Origin of the sequence: Delftia acidovorans SPH-1, assembly GCF_000018665.1 — a bacterium.
GTDB classification, from domain to species: Bacteria; Pseudomonadota; Gammaproteobacteria; order Burkholderiales; family Burkholderiaceae_C; genus Comamonas; species Comamonas acidovorans.
In genome coordinates this window covers 2963730-2981657 of sequence record NC_010002.1, presented here as the reverse complement: position 1 = coordinate 2981657, position 17928 = coordinate 2963730, and the positions used below count along the sequence as shown (strand labels likewise).

Sequence of the window (17928 nt, the reverse complement as noted above, 5' to 3'; positions counted from 1 at the left end):
TTTGAGGTAGCAAAGGCGCACCGCTAGCATATCAGAGCAAGTTACTGAAAAGTCAGTTTATCGATTGCTTGCTGCTCAAAGCAGGCGTTTCGCCGAAATACATCGTACTGAGCAAATTTCGCTTTCTCCAAAGCTTTCTCAAAGCTTCACCGAAGAACATGAGCCGATCTTTTACAAGAGATCGACCGCATGTTTCGCCTCATTAACCTCGCGCACCGCTTCATATGCGACGGATTTTCAATCCGCGCTGTGTGCTTTCTACTCTGCTCTACGTCGTTTGGGGCGGCACAAGCATGAGCTTCCCGACCTTGAAAGCGGCGGGCACCGCCAGCCGAACCAAGACCTTGGCCCTGTCCGCCGTCAGTGTGGCAGTTCTAGCTGCCGTAGGGTACGGCTGGTGGGCTTGGACAACGCAGCAGACAACCGTGGCCGATAGAGACGCGAGCGAGGCTGTCGCCCAACCGAACGCTGGCGGCGTTCACCTCAACGCCGCTCAGCTTCACGCGCAGGGTGTGGAAACCGCACTCGTCAAGGATGCCGCAGTGATACCGCTGGATGGCTTACCCGCGCAGACGGTGGCACCACTCTCGGCCAGCGCGCAGGTCGTGGCGCCCTATGGCGGTGTGGTGACGCGCGTTCTGGTCGATGAAGGCACCGCAGTGCGCCAAGGACAGGCGCTGGCGCGCATCCAGAGCAAGGACGTTCTGGCTTCGCAGGCTGATCTGGCGCGTGCCCGCACCGAAGCGGCGGTGGCCGCGGCGCAGGCCCGGCGCGATGCCACGCTATTGGCCGAGGGCATCATCCCAGCCACGCGCAACGAGCAAACCCAGGCGCGCGCGGCGGCTGCGCAAAGTACGTTGCAAGAGGCCAATGGCGCCCTCGCACGGCTTCGACCCGTTAGCGGCGGGCAGGCCGGCGAGTATGAATTGCTGGCGCCTTTGTCCGGGCGAGTGATGCGTCGTCACCTGAGCCTCGGGCAGGCGGTTGCGCCGCTCGACATCGCCTTTATAGTGGCTCAGCCTGGTCCGCTGGATGTCAGCGTCGCGGTTCCGCTGCGCTGGCGCTCGGATCTCCACCCAGGCTTGGAAGTGCGTCTTCCCGATGGCACGATCGCTCGCGTGACGGCTGTTGGTGGCGACACTGACCTCAGTAGTCAGAGCCTGCGGGTACGTGCCCGCGTCGATGCAGATCAGGCAGGGGCAGACCGCTATGCGGCCGGGCAGCAGATCAGTGTCGCGCTGTTGCTGCCAGCACCGCAGGGCACCTTGAGCGTGCCATCGTCCGCACTGCTGCCAGCGGGCAGCGCCCACGTGCTCTACGTTGCTGAGCCGTCATCGCAAGACAAGCAAGGCGACCTACACGTCCGCGCTGTTCCGGTGCAACTGCTGGGGCAAGACGAATCAGAGGCGTCAAGCGCCGTGCGTGCCGTCTCGCCAGACACTGCGCCGCTTGCGGCAGGCATGCAGGTCGTCGTGCGCGGTACGGCACTGCTCAAATCCATCATTCCATTGCAATGAGGGGCGACCACGCATGTTGTCCCGTCTGATTGAATTTTCCCTGCGCCAACGTGCGCTGGTACTGCTTGGCGTGCTGGCTTTGGCGGGTGCGGGCCTGGCGGCCTTCCTGCAACTGCCGATCGACGCCTATCCGGACATTTCCCCAACGCAGGTCAAGCTGATTATCAAGGCCCCTGGCATGACGCCCGAGGAGGTGGAGTCGCGCGTGATCACGCCGCTGGAGATGGAGTTGCTCGGCGTGCCGCGGGGCGTGATGCTGCGCTCCACGGCCAAGTACGCCATCGCCGACATCACGCTGGACTTCGCCGAAGGCAGCGACATCTACTGGGCGCGTCAGCAGGTGGCTGAACGCTATGCCGGTGTTTCGGGCAGTCTGCCCGACGGCGTCAGCGGCGGGCTGGCACCGATTTCGACGCCGCTGTCAGACGTGTTCATGTTCACCATCGAAGGCGGCAGCCTCACGCTGAGCGAGCGGCGCGCCCTGCTGGACTGGACGCTGCGCCCGGCCCTGCGCACGCTGCCCGGCGTTGCCGATGTCAACGTGCTGGGCGGCGAAGCCAAGAGCTTTGCCGTGGTGCCTGATCGCGCGCGGCTTTCCGCTGCGGGCCTCGGCTTCTCGGACGTCATCACTGCGATCGGCCGCAACAACCGCAACGACGGCGCGGGCCGCCTGGATGCGGGCGAGGACACGCTGATCGTGCGCGCCGAAGGCGCGATCCACACTTTGGACGATTTATCCCGTCTGATCCTGCGCGCGGGGGCCAATGGCACGGCCCCAGTTCGCCTGGGCGACGTGGCCCAGGTGCGCATCGAAGGCGTGACTCGCTATGGCGCAGTCACCCGGGACGGCGCGGGCGAAGCGGTGGAAGGCATCGTGGTGGCGCTGCGCGGGGCCGATGCTTCGGCGCTCGTGAAGGCCATTCGCGCCCGGCTGGACGAGGTGGCTCCCAGCCTGCCGCCCGGCGTCAAGGTGGTGCCGTTCTATGACCGCAGCACGCTGATCGAGCGCGCCGTGGGCACGGTGGAAAGCGCCTTGCTGGAAGCGACGGTACTGGTCGTCATCCTGCTGCTTCTGTTCCTCGGCGAGCTTCGCGCCGCGCTGGTGGTGGCGGTGATGGTGCCTTTGGCGGCGCTGGGTACCTTCTTGCTGATGCGCCTTGTCGGCATGAGCGCCAACCTGATGAGCCTGGGTGGGCTCGCAATCGCCATCGGCATGCTGGTGGATGCTGCCGTGGTGGTGGTGGAAAACGCCGTCAGTCGGCTCGACCCGCACGCGCCCAGTGCGCACCAGCCGCGCCTGCACCGCATATTCGCCGCGGCGCGCGAGGTCGCCATGCCTGTGGCCTCGGGCATCCTCATCATCTGTCTGACCTTCATGCCCCTGCTCACGCTGCAAGGGTTGGAAGGCAAACTGTTTGTGCCGGTGGCGCTGACCATCGTGTTCGCCCTGGGCGTCTCGCTGCTGCTGTCGCTCACGCTGGTGCCGGTGCTGGCCTCGCTGCTCCTCAAGGAACACGCGCACACCGAGCCGTGGGTGATGCGCTGGGCCACGCGCCTGTACCAACCGCTGCTGGAGGCTGCGCTTCACCACCCGCTACGCGCATCGGCGGTCGCTATCGCGGCCCTGGCATTGGGTGTGGTGGCCTACCTCGGCACGGGCAAGGCGTTCATGCCGACGATGGATGAGGGCGATATCCTGCTGCAACTGCAAAAGCCGCCGTCCATTGGGTTGCAGCGCTCGCTGGAGATTGACCTGGCGGTGCAGAAGGCCATCGGTGCGGCGGTGCCCGAGGTGCGGCACAGCATCGGGCGGGTGGGCTCGGACGAGCTGGGGCTCGACCCGATGGGCCTGAACGAAACCGACCTGTTCATGCAGCTCGCACCGCGCAAGGATTGGCATGCAGCCGACAAGGACGCGTTGAGTGCCGAGATACGCAAGGTGATGGATGCCTTCCCCGGCCTGGAATTCGGCTTTACCCAGCCCATCGAGATGCGCATCTCGGAAATGCTCACCGGCAGCCGGGGCGACGTGGCCGTCAAGCTGTTCGGCCCTGATCTGCAAACGCTGGGCGATCTGGCGCAGCGCATGGCCGCTCGCATCGAGAAAGTGCCCGGTGTGCGCGACGTGCTCACCCAGGCCAGCGACAGCGTGGAATACCTGCAGGTGAAGGTGGATGCGCAGGCGGCCGGTCGCGCCGGACTGGCCGTGACGCAGGTTCAGGACGAGCTGCGTGCGCAGCTCGAAGGCGTGCCGGCCGGGCTGGTGATCGAGCCGGACAGGCGCACGCCCATCGTGGTGCGCGGGGATGCCCGGCTGCGCGGATCGGCCGAGCGGTTCAAGGACTTGCAGCTCGCCCGTGGCGATCAGGGCGAGATCCCCCTAGCCTCGCTGGCGCGCATCGCCACCACCGATGGCCCCGTGCTGGTGCGGCGCGAGAACGGTTCGCGCTTCGCGCTGATCCAGTCCAGCGTGAGCGGGCGCGATCTGGTCGGCTTCGTAGATGAAGCGCGCGAAGCCGTGGCGCGCGACGTGCCGCTGCCGCCCGGCTACCGCGTCGAATGGGGCGGGCAGTTTGAGAACCAGCAACGTGCAGCGGCCCGCCTAGGCATGGTGGTGCCGGTGGCCCTGGGGCTGATTTTCTTCGTGCTGTTCATGACCTTCGGCTCGGTGCGGCAGGCCGCGCTCATCCTCGGCAACGTGCCGTTTGCCATGGTCGGCGGCGTGGCAGCGCTGTGGCTGTCGGGGCAGTACCTGTCGGTGCCTGCTTCGGTCGGCTTCATCGCGCTGCTGGGCATCGCCGTGCTCAACGGATTGGTGCTGGTGACGCACTTCAACCACCTGCACGCGCTAGGCCTGCCCATGGAACAGGTGGTGCGCGAAGGTTCGCTGCGACGGCTGCGCCCCGTGCTGATGACGGCTTCCATCACCGCCTTTGGCCTGGTGCCCCTGCTGCTGGCCAGTGGCCCTGGCTCTGAGATCCAGCGCCCACTCGCCATCGTGGTGATTGGCGGACTGGTCAGTTCCACGGCGCTGACCCTGGTCCTGCTGCCGGTGCTGTACCGGCGATTCGGCCAGGCCATCTCCTCACAACAAGGAGTCCACGCATGAACGGATTGAAAGAAGCGCAACTGGTGCGCCTGAATCTGGTGTTTCCACCCACGCTCGAAGACGCCGTCACCGATGCCCTGATGGCCGACCCGGTGCTGCCAGGGTTCACCCTGTTGCACGCCGAAGGGCATACCGGCGACTTCGCGCGCGCGTCCATTCGCGAGAAGGTTCGCGGCCGTGTGGATCGGCGCGTCATCTGGGTGTTGATCGAATACGAACAACTGGAACAGGTCCTGGCGCATCTGCGCCAGCGCATCGCGTCTAGCGATGTCCGCTGGTGGGTGGAGTCGGTGTTGGCAAGTGGAAGACTGGTATGACGAGTAAAAACAAAGGATGCAGCCTGGTACTACCGGCTGGTGCCGTCATGGTGGCTATCGCGGTTTTGACATTTCATCCCGCGCAAGCGCGCGCCGATGATCTCTCCTGGCTACCTGCGCAGGTGCAAGTCGAAGCAGCGATGAAAACCCAGCCGGTCGTGAATGCCGCAGCCGCTCGCTTGGACGCGGCTGCTGCCACGCAAAGCGCCCTTGAAGCCGGTAGCCACGAGTTTGAACTCAGTAGCGGCCTACAACGTCGCAACGTGACCAACGAAGCGCATCGCTACAACGAATGGGAAATCCAGCTCAGCCGTGCTGTTCGCTTGCCAAACAAGGCGCGTCTGGATCGGGAGATCGGCAGCCGCACCCGCGGCGTGGCCGGTATGCGCCTTGAAGATGCCGAGCACCAGATGGCAAGGCGACTGCTGGAAGTCTGGGCCGGATGGCTGCGCAGTTTCATCGTGGCTGACGAGATGCAAGCGCAGGAAAAGTTGCTTATTCGTGAGCAGGAAGCAATGGCCCGGCGCGTGGCCCTGGGCGATGCCGCGCGGCGGGACAGCGACGTTTTGCAAGCCGAACGCGCACTGCTTGCGGCCCAGGTTAGCGCCGCGCGCGATGCAGAACGGGAAGCACGACAGACGTTGGTGATTGAGTTCCCCGGCATTGAGATTCCCGCACGGCCATCCACCCTGCCAGATCCCGATCCCTTGCCGGGCGGGGTACAGGAGTGGCTGGCGCGAATTGTGCGACAAAGCGTCGAAATCGGCATTGCCGATGGAGAGGCGGCTCGCCTTGCCAAGGTGGCCGAGCGCGCTCGCGCCAACCGCACGCCCGACCCCACCGTCGGGGTACGCATGATGTCTGAACGCGGCGGGGCGGAACGTGTCATTGGCGTTGTCTTGACGGTGCCATTTGGCACGGACTATCGCAGTGCAATGGCCGCCACGGAAAGCGCCAACGCGGCGGCCGCAGAGGCCGAGGCGCTCGGCGTGCGGCGCGCGGTGGAGCAAGGTGCGTGGGTCGCCGTGCAAGCAGCGGATAGTAAGCGCACGCAGTGGCAATCATTCACGCAGGCGCTGGCCGCGCAGACCACGGCCAGCAACCGCACGCGGCGGGCTTGGGAATTGGGAGAGGCCCCCTTGGCCGAATACCTTTTGACGCTGCGCAACCTGCGCCAGACACGACTAGCCGAGGCACAGGTTCGCGTCGATGCGCTGCAAGCATCGGCACTGGTGCGTATCGATGCGCATGCGCTGTGGCATTCGAAGGAGGCACATGCCGATGCCCCCCAATGAATTCCGACTACTGGGCAACGCCCCACTATCCAACGCACTATTCGCACCTCGATTCTTAATCACTCATTTAGCGCTACCAGCGGGTGCGGCGCTGATCATCAGCAGTCTATTGATGGATGGCGGTGGGGACTTCTGGGTCGCCGATCATCTCTATCGCTTGCAGGGCAGCCGATGGGCTTTGCGGGATGCCTGGCTAACCAACAACCTGCTGCATCGGGGTGGGAAGAATCTTTCCACCTTGCTGGCAATTGTGGTTGCAGCAACGTGCATCTGGGCTTGGAGAAAAAAACGTAGCAACAATTGCACAGCACACCTACGCTGGCCGCTACTGTATCTTTTTTGTGCGTACGTGATCGCGGCACTGACGGTTTCGGCGCTGAAATCGTTCACTAACATGGATTGCCCCTGGAACTTGGTGCGCTATGGCGGAGCGCGAGTGTTTGTGGGCCTGTTTGAAACACGCCCGCCCGGTATGCCGCGCGGTGTGTGCTTTCCCGCAGGGCATGCAAGTGCCGGATATGCATGGGTCAGCCTCTATTTCTTTACCTTGATGGTTCGTCCTGCCTGGCGTTGGATGGCCTTGGCCGCAGGTTTGATGATAGGTGCCATCTTTGGATGGACCCAGCAGGTGCGCGGAGCCCATTTCCTTTCTCATGACTTGTGGACACTCCTGATTTGTTGGGTCGTTGCCTTGGGTCTTTTCATGGTCTGGCAACGCTGGTTTGTTGGTGGCTCAGGCGATGTCCATTCATCGGGGTTCCAAGCATGAGAACTTTCAAACAGGCTCTCGGTCTGGTGCCGCGATTCAGAACTGCAAACCTCAAGAACCTAAGCCATTGGCGACCACAATGCAGCGTCGAGTGGCTGATCTTGATGACCAGTATTTTCTTTGCACTGGCCTGCAATGGTCTATTTTGGAGTAGCGCCTTAGGCGTCCAGTCCAGTCTACGCATGGGCACATCCGTACTGCTGTTTCTGGTGGGAATTCACAGTCTGCTGTTGAGTTTGGTTGTATGGCGCTGGAATGCCAGGGTTTTACTTGCGGTGCTGTTTGTTGCCTCTGCCCTCGCAACACACTACATGCGCAGCTTTCATATCTACCTCGATTCGAGCATGTTGCGCAATGTTCTAGCCACAGACTTCAAGGAAAGTCGCGAGCTACTGACGCCTGCATTGATTGCTCCACTAAGCCAACTGGCAGTAGTGCCGATTATTTTGCTTTGGCGAATCCGATTGGTCGGGCGTACTTGGCTGAAAGCAACCGTGTGGCGTATGGGATTAATGCTGTTTTCGGCACTGATGATTTCGGTCGGTGTCATGCTGTCATTTCAGGACATGTCCGCACTGATGAGAAATCATCGCGAAGTTCGATACTTGATTACACCGGGAAACTATCTGGTGGGCTTACCGAAGGCACTAAAAGGTTCCTCTATCACGCAGTCCGCCGAAAAGAAAACCATTGGAGCTGATGCCGTTGCAACAGTCAGGCCCGAAGGCAGTCGGCCACGTTTATTAGTCTTTGTCGTAGGCGAGACGGCTCGCGCCCAAAACTGGGGATTGAACGGCTATGCACGCGAAACAACGCCTCAATTGGCTCAGATAGGTGTGATCAATTTCTCCGACATGCACTCCTGTGGAACTAACACCGAGGTTTCTGTGCCTTGCATGTTCTCGTCCTTTGGTCGCCGAAACTACGATGAGGACAAGATTCGTTCACACCAATCCTTACTGCATGTTCTGGAGCGTGCTGGTATTACCACCTTATGGAGGGATAACCAGTCAGGTTGCAAAGGGGTGTGCGATGGTCTCGAAAATCAACGTCTAGGGAACGCACAAAGTCCCTCTTTATGCGTTGATGGTCGGTGTTTCGATGAGATTTTGCTTGAAGACTTACCAGCTCAGGCTCGCAAAATTCCCGGTGATCGTGTGATTTTTTTGCACCAGATTGGAAATCATGGCCCCAGCTACTTTCAACGATACCCAGCAGCGTATCGCAAATTCATCCCAACATGCGACACACCGGAAATGGGGAAATGCACCCGCGAACAGATCGTGAATAGCTACGACAACGCTATTCTCTACACAGATCATTTCCTAAGCCGAGCCATCAAACAATTGCAGGGGCTTTCCGACTACGACACAGCTATGATATTCGTCTCGGATCACGGCGAATCCCTGGGCGAGAAGGGTCTTTTTCTGCACGGCATGCCTTATGCGATTGCTCCACAAGAGCAGACTCGTGTTCCTTTGGTTATGTGGTTCTCTTCAACGTTTACGCAAAGTCGCGGGCTGAATATTGGCTGTTTGAGTGAGCGAGCCCGCTCTTATGCGGATCACGACGCATTGTTTTCGTCTGTCTTGGGGCTAATGCAGGTTAAAACAAGTGAGTACGATAGGAATTTCGATTTTTTCTTTGGCTGTGATGATAAGAATATATAAGAGTTGTTCTCATGAAAGATAAAAAACACACAATCGCAGCTGATTCCATGTCCGCATTCGAAAATAAACAAAAATCTCGCCGAGGAATATTGAGAATTTGGCATGCGTCCCATTACTCAATTCAGGGATTGCGCGCTGGATGGAATGAGCCGGCCTTTAGACTTGAGTCAGTATTTTCCTTTGTGTTGGTCCCATTGGCCTTCTGGTTGGGGCAGGGATGGGTCGAAGTCGCTCTTCTCTCAGGAAGTATCCTTATTTTGATGATTGTGGAGCTACTCAATACTGCTGTGGAATCGGCGATTGATCGTATTGGCCCTCAATGGCATGAGCTATCAAAGCGTGCAAAGGACATGGGAAGCGCTGCCGTGCTGTTAGCCACTTTGCTGACCGGGGGGGTTTGGCTGTCAGCACTCTGGCAAAGGCTGATTAATTAGCCGCGCAAATGAAATTAGACGAATTAAAGTGGAGTGAGCACAATGGAGCTTCGACATCTTCGCTGCTTTCTCATCGTTGCGGAGGAACTTCATTTCGCTCGCGCCGCTGAACGACTACATATCGACCAATCTCCACTTTCACGCACTATCAAAGAATTAGAAGAGGAACTTGGTGCTCGTTTATTCATTCGTACTACCCGAAGCACTCAACTAACCCGTGCCGGGCGACAGCTTTTGGAGCATGTCCCGCGCATTTTTACCGCATTGGATCAGGCCCGTGATGGCGTCAAGTCGGCCACCAACGGATTTTTAGGCCAGTTACGCATTGCCTTGTCTGATGGTGTAACACCCACACGATTGTCAACTTTGCTGGCGCGATGCCGTGAAGAGGACCCTGAAGTTGAGATGCGTCTGTTTGAGGTGCCGCTCGGGCTGCAGATCAAGGGTTTGCATGAAGATCTGTATGACGTAGGTTTTTCGATGGCAGAGGATGGAGGCGATGGTATCTTGGTCACACCTGCTTGGGAAGATGAACTGATGGTAGCGGTGCCAGCCCGCCATCCCGTGCTCGCCTTCAAACAGGTTCCGCTGAAAGAAGTGCTGCGCTATCCGTTGGCACTGGGCGACCCGGCGGTCTGCGAAGGCCACGCGCGGCAGATCGATCGTTTTCTGCGCAAGCTCGATCAGGAGCCGCTGATTGCGCAGCGCGTGGCAACCTTCGACGTGATGATGACGCTGGTTTCCGCTGGCCTGGCTTTGGGCCTAGCGGGCGAGGCGCATATCGCCTCCAGCCGCGAGCCGGGTGTCGTGGCCCGCCGCTTGGCAGGCAAGCCATACATGCTTACGACCTATCTGCTACGCCGCGATGCGGAGCCGTCCGAGATGCTGGCTCGGTTCATCGAGCGTGTGGCCTTCATTGATTCGGCAGACGGTATCGACGCTGCCGACGATGCCTGAACCATCCGACGAAAGGACTGGAATCATGAACAGAGTGATGCTACTGATGCTGACCGTCGCACTGACCGCATGTGGCTCGTCTCAACCTTCGGAAACCGTGGATTTCCTCGCGGCGCATCCCGAGCGCATCAAGGAGATTCAACGGCAATGCAAGGAAGATCGCACAAAAGTCGGTGATGAACTTTGCCGCCGTGCTGCCGAAGCCGCCAATCGGCGTTTCTTCGGTGACCGACCTGAGCAGAAGTCCAAATAGCTCTGTTGTAGTCGCTTCGCAGCGACAAAGTTCTCGCTGACACCTCACTACGCCGCAACGCGCTCCCGTCTGCGGCGTTTTTATTGCCTTCGCTCCTGCAAGAAATCAGGCTTTTTCGGCCTAAATCCCCGCCATAACGGTCTTTGACCGACCTATGCACACGCCTTGATCCTGATGCACGCGGCACGTTGTTGTGCCGTGATTGGAGGCGGGATCATGCAAGGGACGAACGTGCTGTTCGGTCAGATCGCCGTGGTATTCGGCATCGTGATCGCCGGCGTGTGGGCAGCCACACAATGGACAGCCGCCGCCCTGGGCTATCAGCTACGCCTTGGCTCGCCCTGGTTCGACTTCTTCGGTACGCCGGTCTATCACCCGTGGCGGCTGTTCGAGTGGTGGTTCTTCTTCGATGCCTACGCGCCCAGCGTCTTTGACATCGGCGGCGCCATTGCGGGTGGCAGCGGCCTGGTGGCCGTGCTGGTGGCCATCGGCATGTCGATCTGGCGCTCGCGGCAATCGCGCCTGGTCACGACCTACGGCTCGGCGCGCTGGGCGAACGCGGATGACATTCGCAAGGCGGGACTCACGCAGCCGGCCGGCGTGTTCCTCGGCCAGCACGACCGTCAGTACCTGCGGCATGAAGGGCCGGAACACGTCCTGACCTTCGCACCCACGCGCAGCGGTAAAGGCGTTGGCCTGGTGGTGCCGACGCTGCTGTCCTGGCCGGCCTCGGCCGTCATCCACGACATCAAGGGCGAGAACTGGCAGATCACCGCAGGCTGGCGCTCGCGCTTCTCGCATTGCCTGCTGTTCAACCCGACCGATGCGAAGTCAGCGGCCTACAACCCGCTGCTGGAGGTGCGTCGCGGCGCCCATGAGGTGCGCGACGTGCAGAACATCGCGGACATCCTGGTCGATCCCGAAGGCGCGCTGGAGCGGCGCAACCATTGGGAGAAGACCAGCCATGCTCTGCTGGTCGGCGCCATCCTGCACGTGCTCTATGCGGGCGAGGACAAGACGCTGCGCGGCGTCGCCAACTTCCTCTCCGATCCGGCTTGCCCATTCGAGCTGACGCTGCACCGGATGATGACCACGCCGCATCTCGGCTATGGCCCGCATCCGGTCGTCGCATCGGCGGCGCGCGAAGTGCTCAACAAGTCGGACAACGAGCGTTCCGGCGTGTTGAGCACGGCCATGTCGTTCCTCGGCCTGTACCGCGACCCTACGGTGGCCGAAGTCACGTCGCGTTGCGATTGGCGCATTGCCGACCTGATCGCGGCCGAGCATCCGGTATCGCTGTACCTTGTGGTGCCGCCTTCAGATATTTCGCGGACGAAGCCGCTGATCCGCCTGATCCTCAATCAGATCGGGCGACGGCTGACGGAATCGCTCGATGGCTCCGACGGCATCGAGCGCCGCCACAAGCTGCTGCTGATGCTTGACGAGTTCCCGGCGCTCGGGCGGCTCGACTTCTTCGAGACGGCACTGGCCTTCATGGCGGGCTATGGCATTCGCAGCTTTCTCATCGCGCAGTCGCTCAATCAGATCGACAAGGCGTATGGGCAGAACCATTCGATTCTGGACAACTGCCATGTCCGCGTGACGTTCGCCACCAACGACGAACGCACGGCCAAGCGGATCTCCGAAACGCTGGGCACTGCAACCGAGCTGCGCGCACAGCGCAACTACGCAGGCCACCGGCTCGCGCCGTGGCTGGGCCACCTGATGGTGTCGCGCCAGGAGACCGCGCGCCCACTGCTGACGCCGGGCGAAGTGATGCAGTTACCGCCGGATGAAGCCGTGGTGATGGTGTCCAGCGTGGCGCCGATCAAGGCCAAAAAGCTGCGCTATTACGCGGACACCAATTTCAAGCGGCGCGTGCTGCCGCCGCCCGTGCTTGCGGCCGGACGCTATGCCGACGTTCCGCCCTCGCGAGCCGACGACTGGAGCGGGCTGGCGATTCCCGCCGTGCCTGCCGCACCGGCCACTGCACCTACTGATGGCCTGGAGCACTTGGGTTCGGCCGACGACGGCGGACCGCGCCGTCAGCCCGAACTTTCCGAAGCCGTCGCCTACGACCCCGAGCTGGCCGCGTCCGCAGCCGACCTCGGGTTGCTCGATGACGATGACGACCTGCCGCTTCCCCTTCCTCGCCAGCTTGACCCGGCCATGCAGCGCACGGCCCGGCTGGCTTCCCTCGACCCCAACGACGGAATCGAGCTATGAGCCACTACCGCCTCAACCTGTTCATCCAGCCGGAGCATGCCAAGCGTCTGGACGAGCTGGCCGCCAAGAAAGGCGTATCGAAATCCAGCATCGTCGCGGCGGCGCTCGCATCGTGGCTGTCGCCCGATGCTGCCGACCAGCGCGAGGCAGCGATTGCCAAGCGGCTTGATCGCCTCTCGCGCCAGGCCGAGCGCATGGAGCGCGACCAGAACATCGCCATCGAAACGCTGGCGCTGTTCATCCGCTATTACCTCACGGTCAGCACGCCAGTTCCCGAGGCGCACCAAGACGCGGCACGCGCACAGGGCAAAGCGCGCTTCGAGCAGTTCGTTGAACAGTTGGGTCGCCACCTGCTGCGCGGTCGAAGCCTGGTGCGCGACGTGGTAGAGGAACTGCACCCCGACCCGATGCGGATGGATGACGCGGCGGCAGTTGCCGAAGCGCAGGAGCGTGCCTCATGAGCGCCGCGCCTTCGTCCTTCGCCACCTCGCTCGACCGCCGCATTCAGATGCTGCGCACGGCGATGGGGCCGCTGATCGCCGCCGCGCTCGAAGACCCGGACGTGGTGGAAGTCATGCTCAATCCTGATCGCACCCTTTGGGTGGATCGGCTTTCATCGGGCCGCGCACCGATGGGCGTGGAGCTGTCCGAGGCGGACGGCGAGCGAATCATCCGCCTTGTCGCCGCCCACGTTGGCGCAGAAGTCCATCGCGGCCAGCCGCTACTGTCCGCCGAACTGCCCGAAACCGGCGAACGCTTCGAGGGTATCTTGCCGCCCGCCGCGCCAGGGCCGGCCTTCGCGCTGCGGAAGCGCGCCATCGGTGTGATTCCGCTGGAGCGGTACGTCATCGACGGGATGATGACCAGCGCGCAGGCGGGCTTTCTCGTTCGTGCCGTGCGCGAGCGGCAGAACGTCCTGATCGCCGGCGCCACCAGCAGCGGCAAGACCACGCTCGCCAATGCGCTGCTGGCCGAGATCGCCGCCACGGGCGACCGCGTGCTGGTGCTCGAAGACACGGTGGAACTGCAATGCGCGGCCCGCGACCACGTTCCGCTGCGCACCCGCGCAGGCGTGGTGTCGATGACCGAGCTTGTGCGCTCGTCCATGCGCTTGCGGCCGGATCGCGTGGTCGTCGGCGAGGTGCGCGGCGCCGAGGCGCTGGATCTCATCAAGGTGTGGGGCACGGGCCATCCGGGCGGCATCGCCACGATCCACGCTGGTTCCGCGCTGGGCGCGCTGCTGCGCCTAGAGCAACTGATTCTCGAAGTGGCGGTGAACCCGCCCCGTGCGCTGATCGCGGAAGCGGTCAACGTGGTCATCCACATCGCCGGGCGCGGGCGCAAGCGCCGCATCGAGAGCATCGCCCGCGTCGTCGGCTTCGATGGCGTGGGCTACCACCTGGCGGATGCGCTGGAGGCTCCATTCCCGGAGCTGCTGCCGCAGTCCGACTTTTCCTCCCTGTCCCCTGACCACTCTGGAGAACTGCCATGACGCACGTTGATGCTTTCCGTATTTCCGCAAATCCGCTTCCTCGGCCCGCACGGCTGGATGGCCTGGCTCGCCCGGCCATGCAAGGCTTGATGCTCGCTGCCTTCATGCTGCTGCTTGCGGGCACTGCGCAGGCCGCCGGCTCCTCGATGCCCTGGGAAGGCCCGCTGCAATCCATCCTCGAATCCATCCAGGGGCCGGTGGCGCGCATCGTCGCGGTCATCATCATCATCGCCACGGGCCTCGCGCTCGCGTTCGGTGACACGTCGGGCGGCTTTCGCAAGCTGATCCAGATCGTGTTCGGCTTGAGCATCGCCTTCGCCGCGTCCTCGTTCTTCCTGTCGTTCTTCAGCTTCTCGGGCGGGGCCGTCGTATGAGTGCCCCGGACACCTTCGCGGCCGGGTTCGAGGTGCCGCTGCATCGCTCGCTCACCGAGCCGATCCTGCTGGGCGGCGCACCGCGCACCGTGGCGATCGCCAACGGCACCTTGGCCGCCGCTGTCGGGCTGGGCCTGCAACTGTGGATTCCCGGTGTCGTGCTCTGGATCGTCGGCCATTCGCTGGCGATGCGGGGCGCGCGCGTCGATCCGCAGTTCATGGCCGTGTTCGCGCGGCACATCAAGCACCGCCCGCTGCTGGACGTGTAGGGGAGGACGCCGCGATGCTGAACCTCGCCGAATACCGCCAGCGACCGGCCTTGCTCGCCGACTGGCTGCCCTGGGCCGGACTGGTGGCACCGGGCGTCGTCTTGAACAAGGACGGCAGTTTCCAGCGCACGGCGCGCTTTCGTGGCCCCGACCTCGACAGCGCGACGCAAGGCGAGCTGATCGCCACATCGGCGCGCTTGAACAACGCGCTGCGCCGCCTGGGTTCGGGCTGGGCGCTGTTCATCGAAGCCGAGCGCCGGTCTGCCGCCGACTACCCGCACTCCGATTTCCCCGAACCGCTGTCCTGGCTGGTCGATGAAGAACGCCGCGCCGCCTTCGAGGATTCGGGCAACCACTTCGAGAGCGGCTATCACCTGACGCTGGCCTACCTGCCGTCCGAGGAATCCCGTGCTCGGGCCGCGGGCCTGCTGTACGAAAACCGGCCCACCGAAGGCGTGGATTGGCGCGAGCGGCTGCACGCCTTCGTCGCTGAAACGGATCGCATCTTCGACCTGCTCGATGGCGTGATGCCGGAGATCGCCTGGCTTGATGACAGCCAGACGTTGACCTACCTGCATTCGACCGTCTCGACGCGCCGCTACCGCGTCGGCGTTCCCGAAGTGCCGTTCCACATCGACGCGCTGCTGACCGATTCCGCGCTGGTCGGTGGCCTGGCGCCGATGCTGGGCGACCAGCACCTGCGCGTGGTGTCGGTGCGCGGTTTCCCGACCTCGACCTGGCCGGGGATTCTGGACGACCTCAACCGCCTGGGCTTCGCGTATCGCTGGAGTACGCGCTTTCTGTGCCTCGACAAAGCCGAGGCGGAAAAAGAACTCGCCCGACTGCGCCGCCAGTGGTTTGCGAAAAGGAAGAACGTCATCGCGTTGCTGCGCGAGACGATCTTCCAGCAGGAAAGCCCGCTGGTCGATACCGACGCCAACAACAAGGCCGCCGACGCCGATGCTGCCTTGCAGGAGCTGGGCAGCGATCAGGTCGCCTTCGGCTACCTGACGGCGACCGTCACCGTCATGGACGCGGACGCCGCCGTTGCCGACGAGAAGCTGCGCATGGTGGAGCGCGTCATCCAGGGGCGCGGCTTCGTCACCATCCCCGAAACGCTCAACGCCGTGGATGCGTGGCTGTCGTCCATTCCGGGCAACGCATACGCCAATGTCCGCCAGCCCATCGTCTCGACGCTGAACCTGGCGCACATGATGCCGGTGTCGGCGGTATGGGCCGGCCAGGAACGCAATGCGCATCTCGATGGGCCGCCGCTGATCGTCACGCGCACAGACGGCGCCACGCCGTTCCGGCTGGTGACGCACATCGGCGACGTGGGCAACACGCTGGTGGTTGGCCCCATCGGCATGGGCAAGTCGGTGCTGCTGGCGACGATGGCGATGCAGTTCCGCCGCTATCGCGGCTCGCGCATCTTCGCCTTCGACATGGGGCGCTCGATCCGCGCGGCCATCCTGGGCATGGGCGGCGAGCACTACGACCTGGGCGCGGACGACGAGATCGCCTTCCAGCCGCTGGCGCGCATCGACCGAGAGGGCTACCGCACCTGGGCCAGCGAATGGGTGGAAGGCCGCCTGCTGCACGAAGGCGCGGCCGTCGGCCCGGACGAGAAGGCGGCCATCTGGTCTGCGCTGGGGAGCCTGGCCAGCGCGCCGGTGGAGCAGCGCACGCTCACGGGCCTGACGGCCTTGCTGCAATCGAACACCTTGCGCCAGGCACTCGCGCCCTACGTCCTGGGCGGCGCGCACGGCAGGCTGCTGGATGCCGACCACGACCGCCTCGGCACATCCGACGTGCAGGCGTTCGAGATGGAGGAGCTGATGCACAGCAAGGCTGCTGTGCTCGCGGTGCTGCGCTACCTGTTCGCGCGCTTCGAGGAGCGGCTGGATGGTGCGCCCACGCTGCTGATCCTCGATGAAGCCTGGCTGTTCCTCGATGACCCGGTGTTTGCGGCGCGCATCCGCCAGTGGCTCAAGACGCTGCGCAAGAAGAACGTCAGTGTCATCTTCGCCACGCAGTCGCTCGCGGACGTGAAGGATTCGGCCATCGCGCCGGCCATCATCGAAAGCTGCGCGAGCCGGATTTTCTTGCCGAACCCGCAAGCGACCGAACCGCAGATTCGCACGATCTACGAGGGCTTCGGCCTCAACAGCCGGCAGATCGAGATCGTCGCCACTGCGCAACCCAAGCGCGACTACTACTACCAATCCCGCCTCGGCAACCGCGTGTTCGACCTCGACCTGGGGCCGGCGACGCTGGCCTTCGCGGGCGCTTCCACGCCACAAGACCAGCGCGCCATTGATGAAGTTCTTGGCCGCGTGCCGCAGGACGCCGGCGTGCCCGGCTTCGCGGGCGCCTGGCTGCGCCATCGCGGCCTCGATTGGGCGGCAGACCTGCTGCCCTCGTTCCCCGGCCTCACGCCGGATTCCCTCCGTACCGCTGACCACCCCCAGGAGAACCTGCCATGAAAACCCATGCCTCCAAACTCGCCGCGCTGACCGCTGCTTGTGTGCTCGCCTTCGGCATCGCGCAACCCGCGCACGCCTTGTTCGGCGTCGGCGACATCGTGCTCGACCCGACCAATCTTGTGCAGAACACGCTCACGGCGGTTCGCACGCTGGAGCAGATCAACAACCAGATCCGCCAGCTCCAGAACGAAGCGCAGATGCTCATCAACCAGGCGCGCAATCTGGCCAGCCTGCCGTCCAGCGTGGTCGGCCAATTGCGCGCCAATCTGGCGACCACCCAGCGGCTGATCGCGCAGGCCAAGGGCCTGGCCTATGACGTGACGAGCATCGACCGGGAGTTCGCGCGCCTGTATCCCGAGAAGTACGCCGCCACTGTGAGCGGCAATCAGATATACCTCGATGCGCAGGAGCGTTGGAAGAACACGCTCAACGGCCTGCAAACCACCATGCAGATGCAGGCACAGGCGTCGCAGAACCTGAGCGACGACGAAAGCGTGCTGGCCGACCTCGTGGGCAAGAGCCAGTCGGCCGAGGGTGCGTTGCAAGCGATGCAGGCCATGAACCAGTTGCTGGCCTTGCAGGCCAAGCAGTCGATCCAGACGCAGCGGCTTCAGATCACGCAAGACCGCGCGGCCTCGCTGGAGCTAGCGCGGCAAGCGGCGGCCACGGAGCGCGGGCGCGAGGTGACGCGCCGCTTCCTGGGCGAAGGCACGCCGTACACGCCGCAGCCCGTCAATTTCTACAACCGCTGATGGAGGCT

16 protein-coding genes are annotated in these 17928 nt (G+C 63.0%); all 16 read left to right on the top strand.

Features of this window, described 5'->3' with window-relative positions:
- Window positions 1-293: 293 nt before the first annotated feature.
- The 16 genes from DACI_RS13585 (at window position 294) to trbJ (ending at window position 17920) form a co-directional block, all read left to right on the top strand.
- Window positions 294-1517, top strand: coding sequence for an efflux RND transporter periplasmic adaptor subunit (locus DACI_RS13585; protein WP_012204574.1), 1224 nt, complete (start codon window positions 294-296; stop codon window positions 1515-1517).
- Between the two features lie 13 nt (window positions 1518-1530).
- Window positions 1531-4626 carry an efflux RND transporter permease subunit gene (locus tag DACI_RS13580; RefSeq protein WP_012204573.1) on the top strand — a complete coding sequence of 1032 codons (3096 nt, stop codon included), beginning with the start codon at window positions 1531-1533 and terminating at the stop codon, window positions 4624-4626.
- Window positions 4623-4943, top strand: coding sequence for a DUF3240 family protein (locus DACI_RS13575; protein WP_003056157.1), 321 nt, complete (start codon window positions 4623-4625; stop codon window positions 4941-4943). Before DACI_RS13580 ends, DACI_RS13575 begins: the two co-directional genes overlap by 4 nt.
- Window positions 4940-6238, top strand: coding sequence for a TolC family protein (locus DACI_RS13570; RefSeq protein ID WP_225971084.1), 1299 nt, complete (start codon window positions 4940-4942; stop codon window positions 6236-6238). The genes DACI_RS13575 and DACI_RS13570 overlap by 4 nt, the downstream gene beginning before the upstream one ends.
- Window positions 6219-7007, top strand: a complete 789-nt coding sequence (locus tag DACI_RS31225; protein WP_061872682.1) for a phosphatase PAP2 family protein — start codon at window positions 6219-6221, stop codon at window positions 7005-7007. Before DACI_RS13570 ends, DACI_RS31225 begins: the two co-directional genes overlap by 20 nt.
- Window positions 7004-8677 carry a phosphoethanolamine transferase gene (locus tag DACI_RS13565; RefSeq protein WP_012204570.1) on the top strand — a complete coding sequence of 558 codons (1674 nt, stop codon included), beginning with the start codon at window positions 7004-7006 and terminating at the stop codon, window positions 8675-8677. The genes DACI_RS31225 and DACI_RS13565 overlap by 4 nt, the downstream gene beginning before the upstream one ends.
- Before the next feature lie 11 nt (window positions 8678-8688).
- The gene (locus DACI_RS31220) at window positions 8689-9111 is read left to right on the top strand and encodes a diacylglycerol kinase (RefSeq protein WP_012204569.1); all 423 of its coding nucleotides are present in this window, start codon (window positions 8689-8691) and stop codon (window positions 9109-9111) included.
- A gap of 42 nt (window positions 9112-9153) precedes the next feature.
- Window positions 9154-10068, top strand: coding sequence for a LysR family transcriptional regulator (locus DACI_RS13560; RefSeq protein ID WP_012204568.1), 915 nt, complete (start codon window positions 9154-9156; stop codon window positions 10066-10068).
- Window positions 10069-10093: 25 nt separating this feature from the next.
- A complete protein-coding gene (locus DACI_RS31215) occupies window positions 10094-10321 on the top strand; it encodes an EexN family lipoprotein (RefSeq protein ID WP_003056142.1) in 228 nt (75 codons plus the stop codon).
- Window positions 10322-10537: 216 nt separating this feature from the next.
- Window positions 10538-12547, top strand: coding sequence for a conjugal transfer protein TraG (locus DACI_RS13555; protein WP_012204566.1), 2010 nt, complete (start codon window positions 10538-10540; stop codon window positions 12545-12547).
- Complete coding sequence (locus tag DACI_RS13550) at window positions 12544-13008, top strand: ribbon-helix-helix protein, CopG family (RefSeq protein WP_012204565.1); 465 nt, start codon at window positions 12544-12546, stop codon at window positions 13006-13008. The genes DACI_RS13555 and DACI_RS13550 overlap by 4 nt, the downstream gene beginning before the upstream one ends.
- Complete coding sequence (gene trbB / locus DACI_RS13545; protein ID WP_012204564.1) at window positions 13005-14039, top strand: P-type conjugative transfer ATPase TrbB; 1035 nt, start codon at window positions 13005-13007, stop codon at window positions 14037-14039. The genes DACI_RS13550 and trbB overlap by 4 nt, the downstream gene beginning before the upstream one ends.
- The gene (locus DACI_RS13540; RefSeq protein WP_012204563.1) at window positions 14036-14413 is read left to right on the top strand and encodes a TrbC/VirB2 family protein; all 378 of its coding nucleotides are present in this window, start codon (window positions 14036-14038) and stop codon (window positions 14411-14413) included. Before trbB ends, DACI_RS13540 begins: the two co-directional genes overlap by 4 nt.
- A complete protein-coding gene (locus DACI_RS13535) occupies window positions 14410-14682 on the top strand; it encodes a VirB3 family type IV secretion system protein (RefSeq protein ID WP_003056130.1) in 273 nt (90 codons plus the stop codon). Before DACI_RS13540 ends, DACI_RS13535 begins: the two co-directional genes overlap by 4 nt.
- A gap of 14 nt (window positions 14683-14696) precedes the next feature.
- On the top strand, window positions 14697-17168 hold the full coding sequence (gene trbE, locus DACI_RS13530) for a conjugal transfer protein TrbE (protein ID WP_012204562.1): 2472 nt from the start codon (window positions 14697-14699) through the stop codon (window positions 17166-17168).
- The gene (trbJ, locus tag DACI_RS13525) at window positions 17165-17920 is read left to right on the top strand and encodes a P-type conjugative transfer protein TrbJ (protein WP_012204561.1); all 756 of its coding nucleotides are present in this window, start codon (window positions 17165-17167) and stop codon (window positions 17918-17920) included. Before trbE ends, trbJ begins: the two co-directional genes overlap by 4 nt.
- Window positions 17921-17928 lie beyond the last annotated feature (8 nt).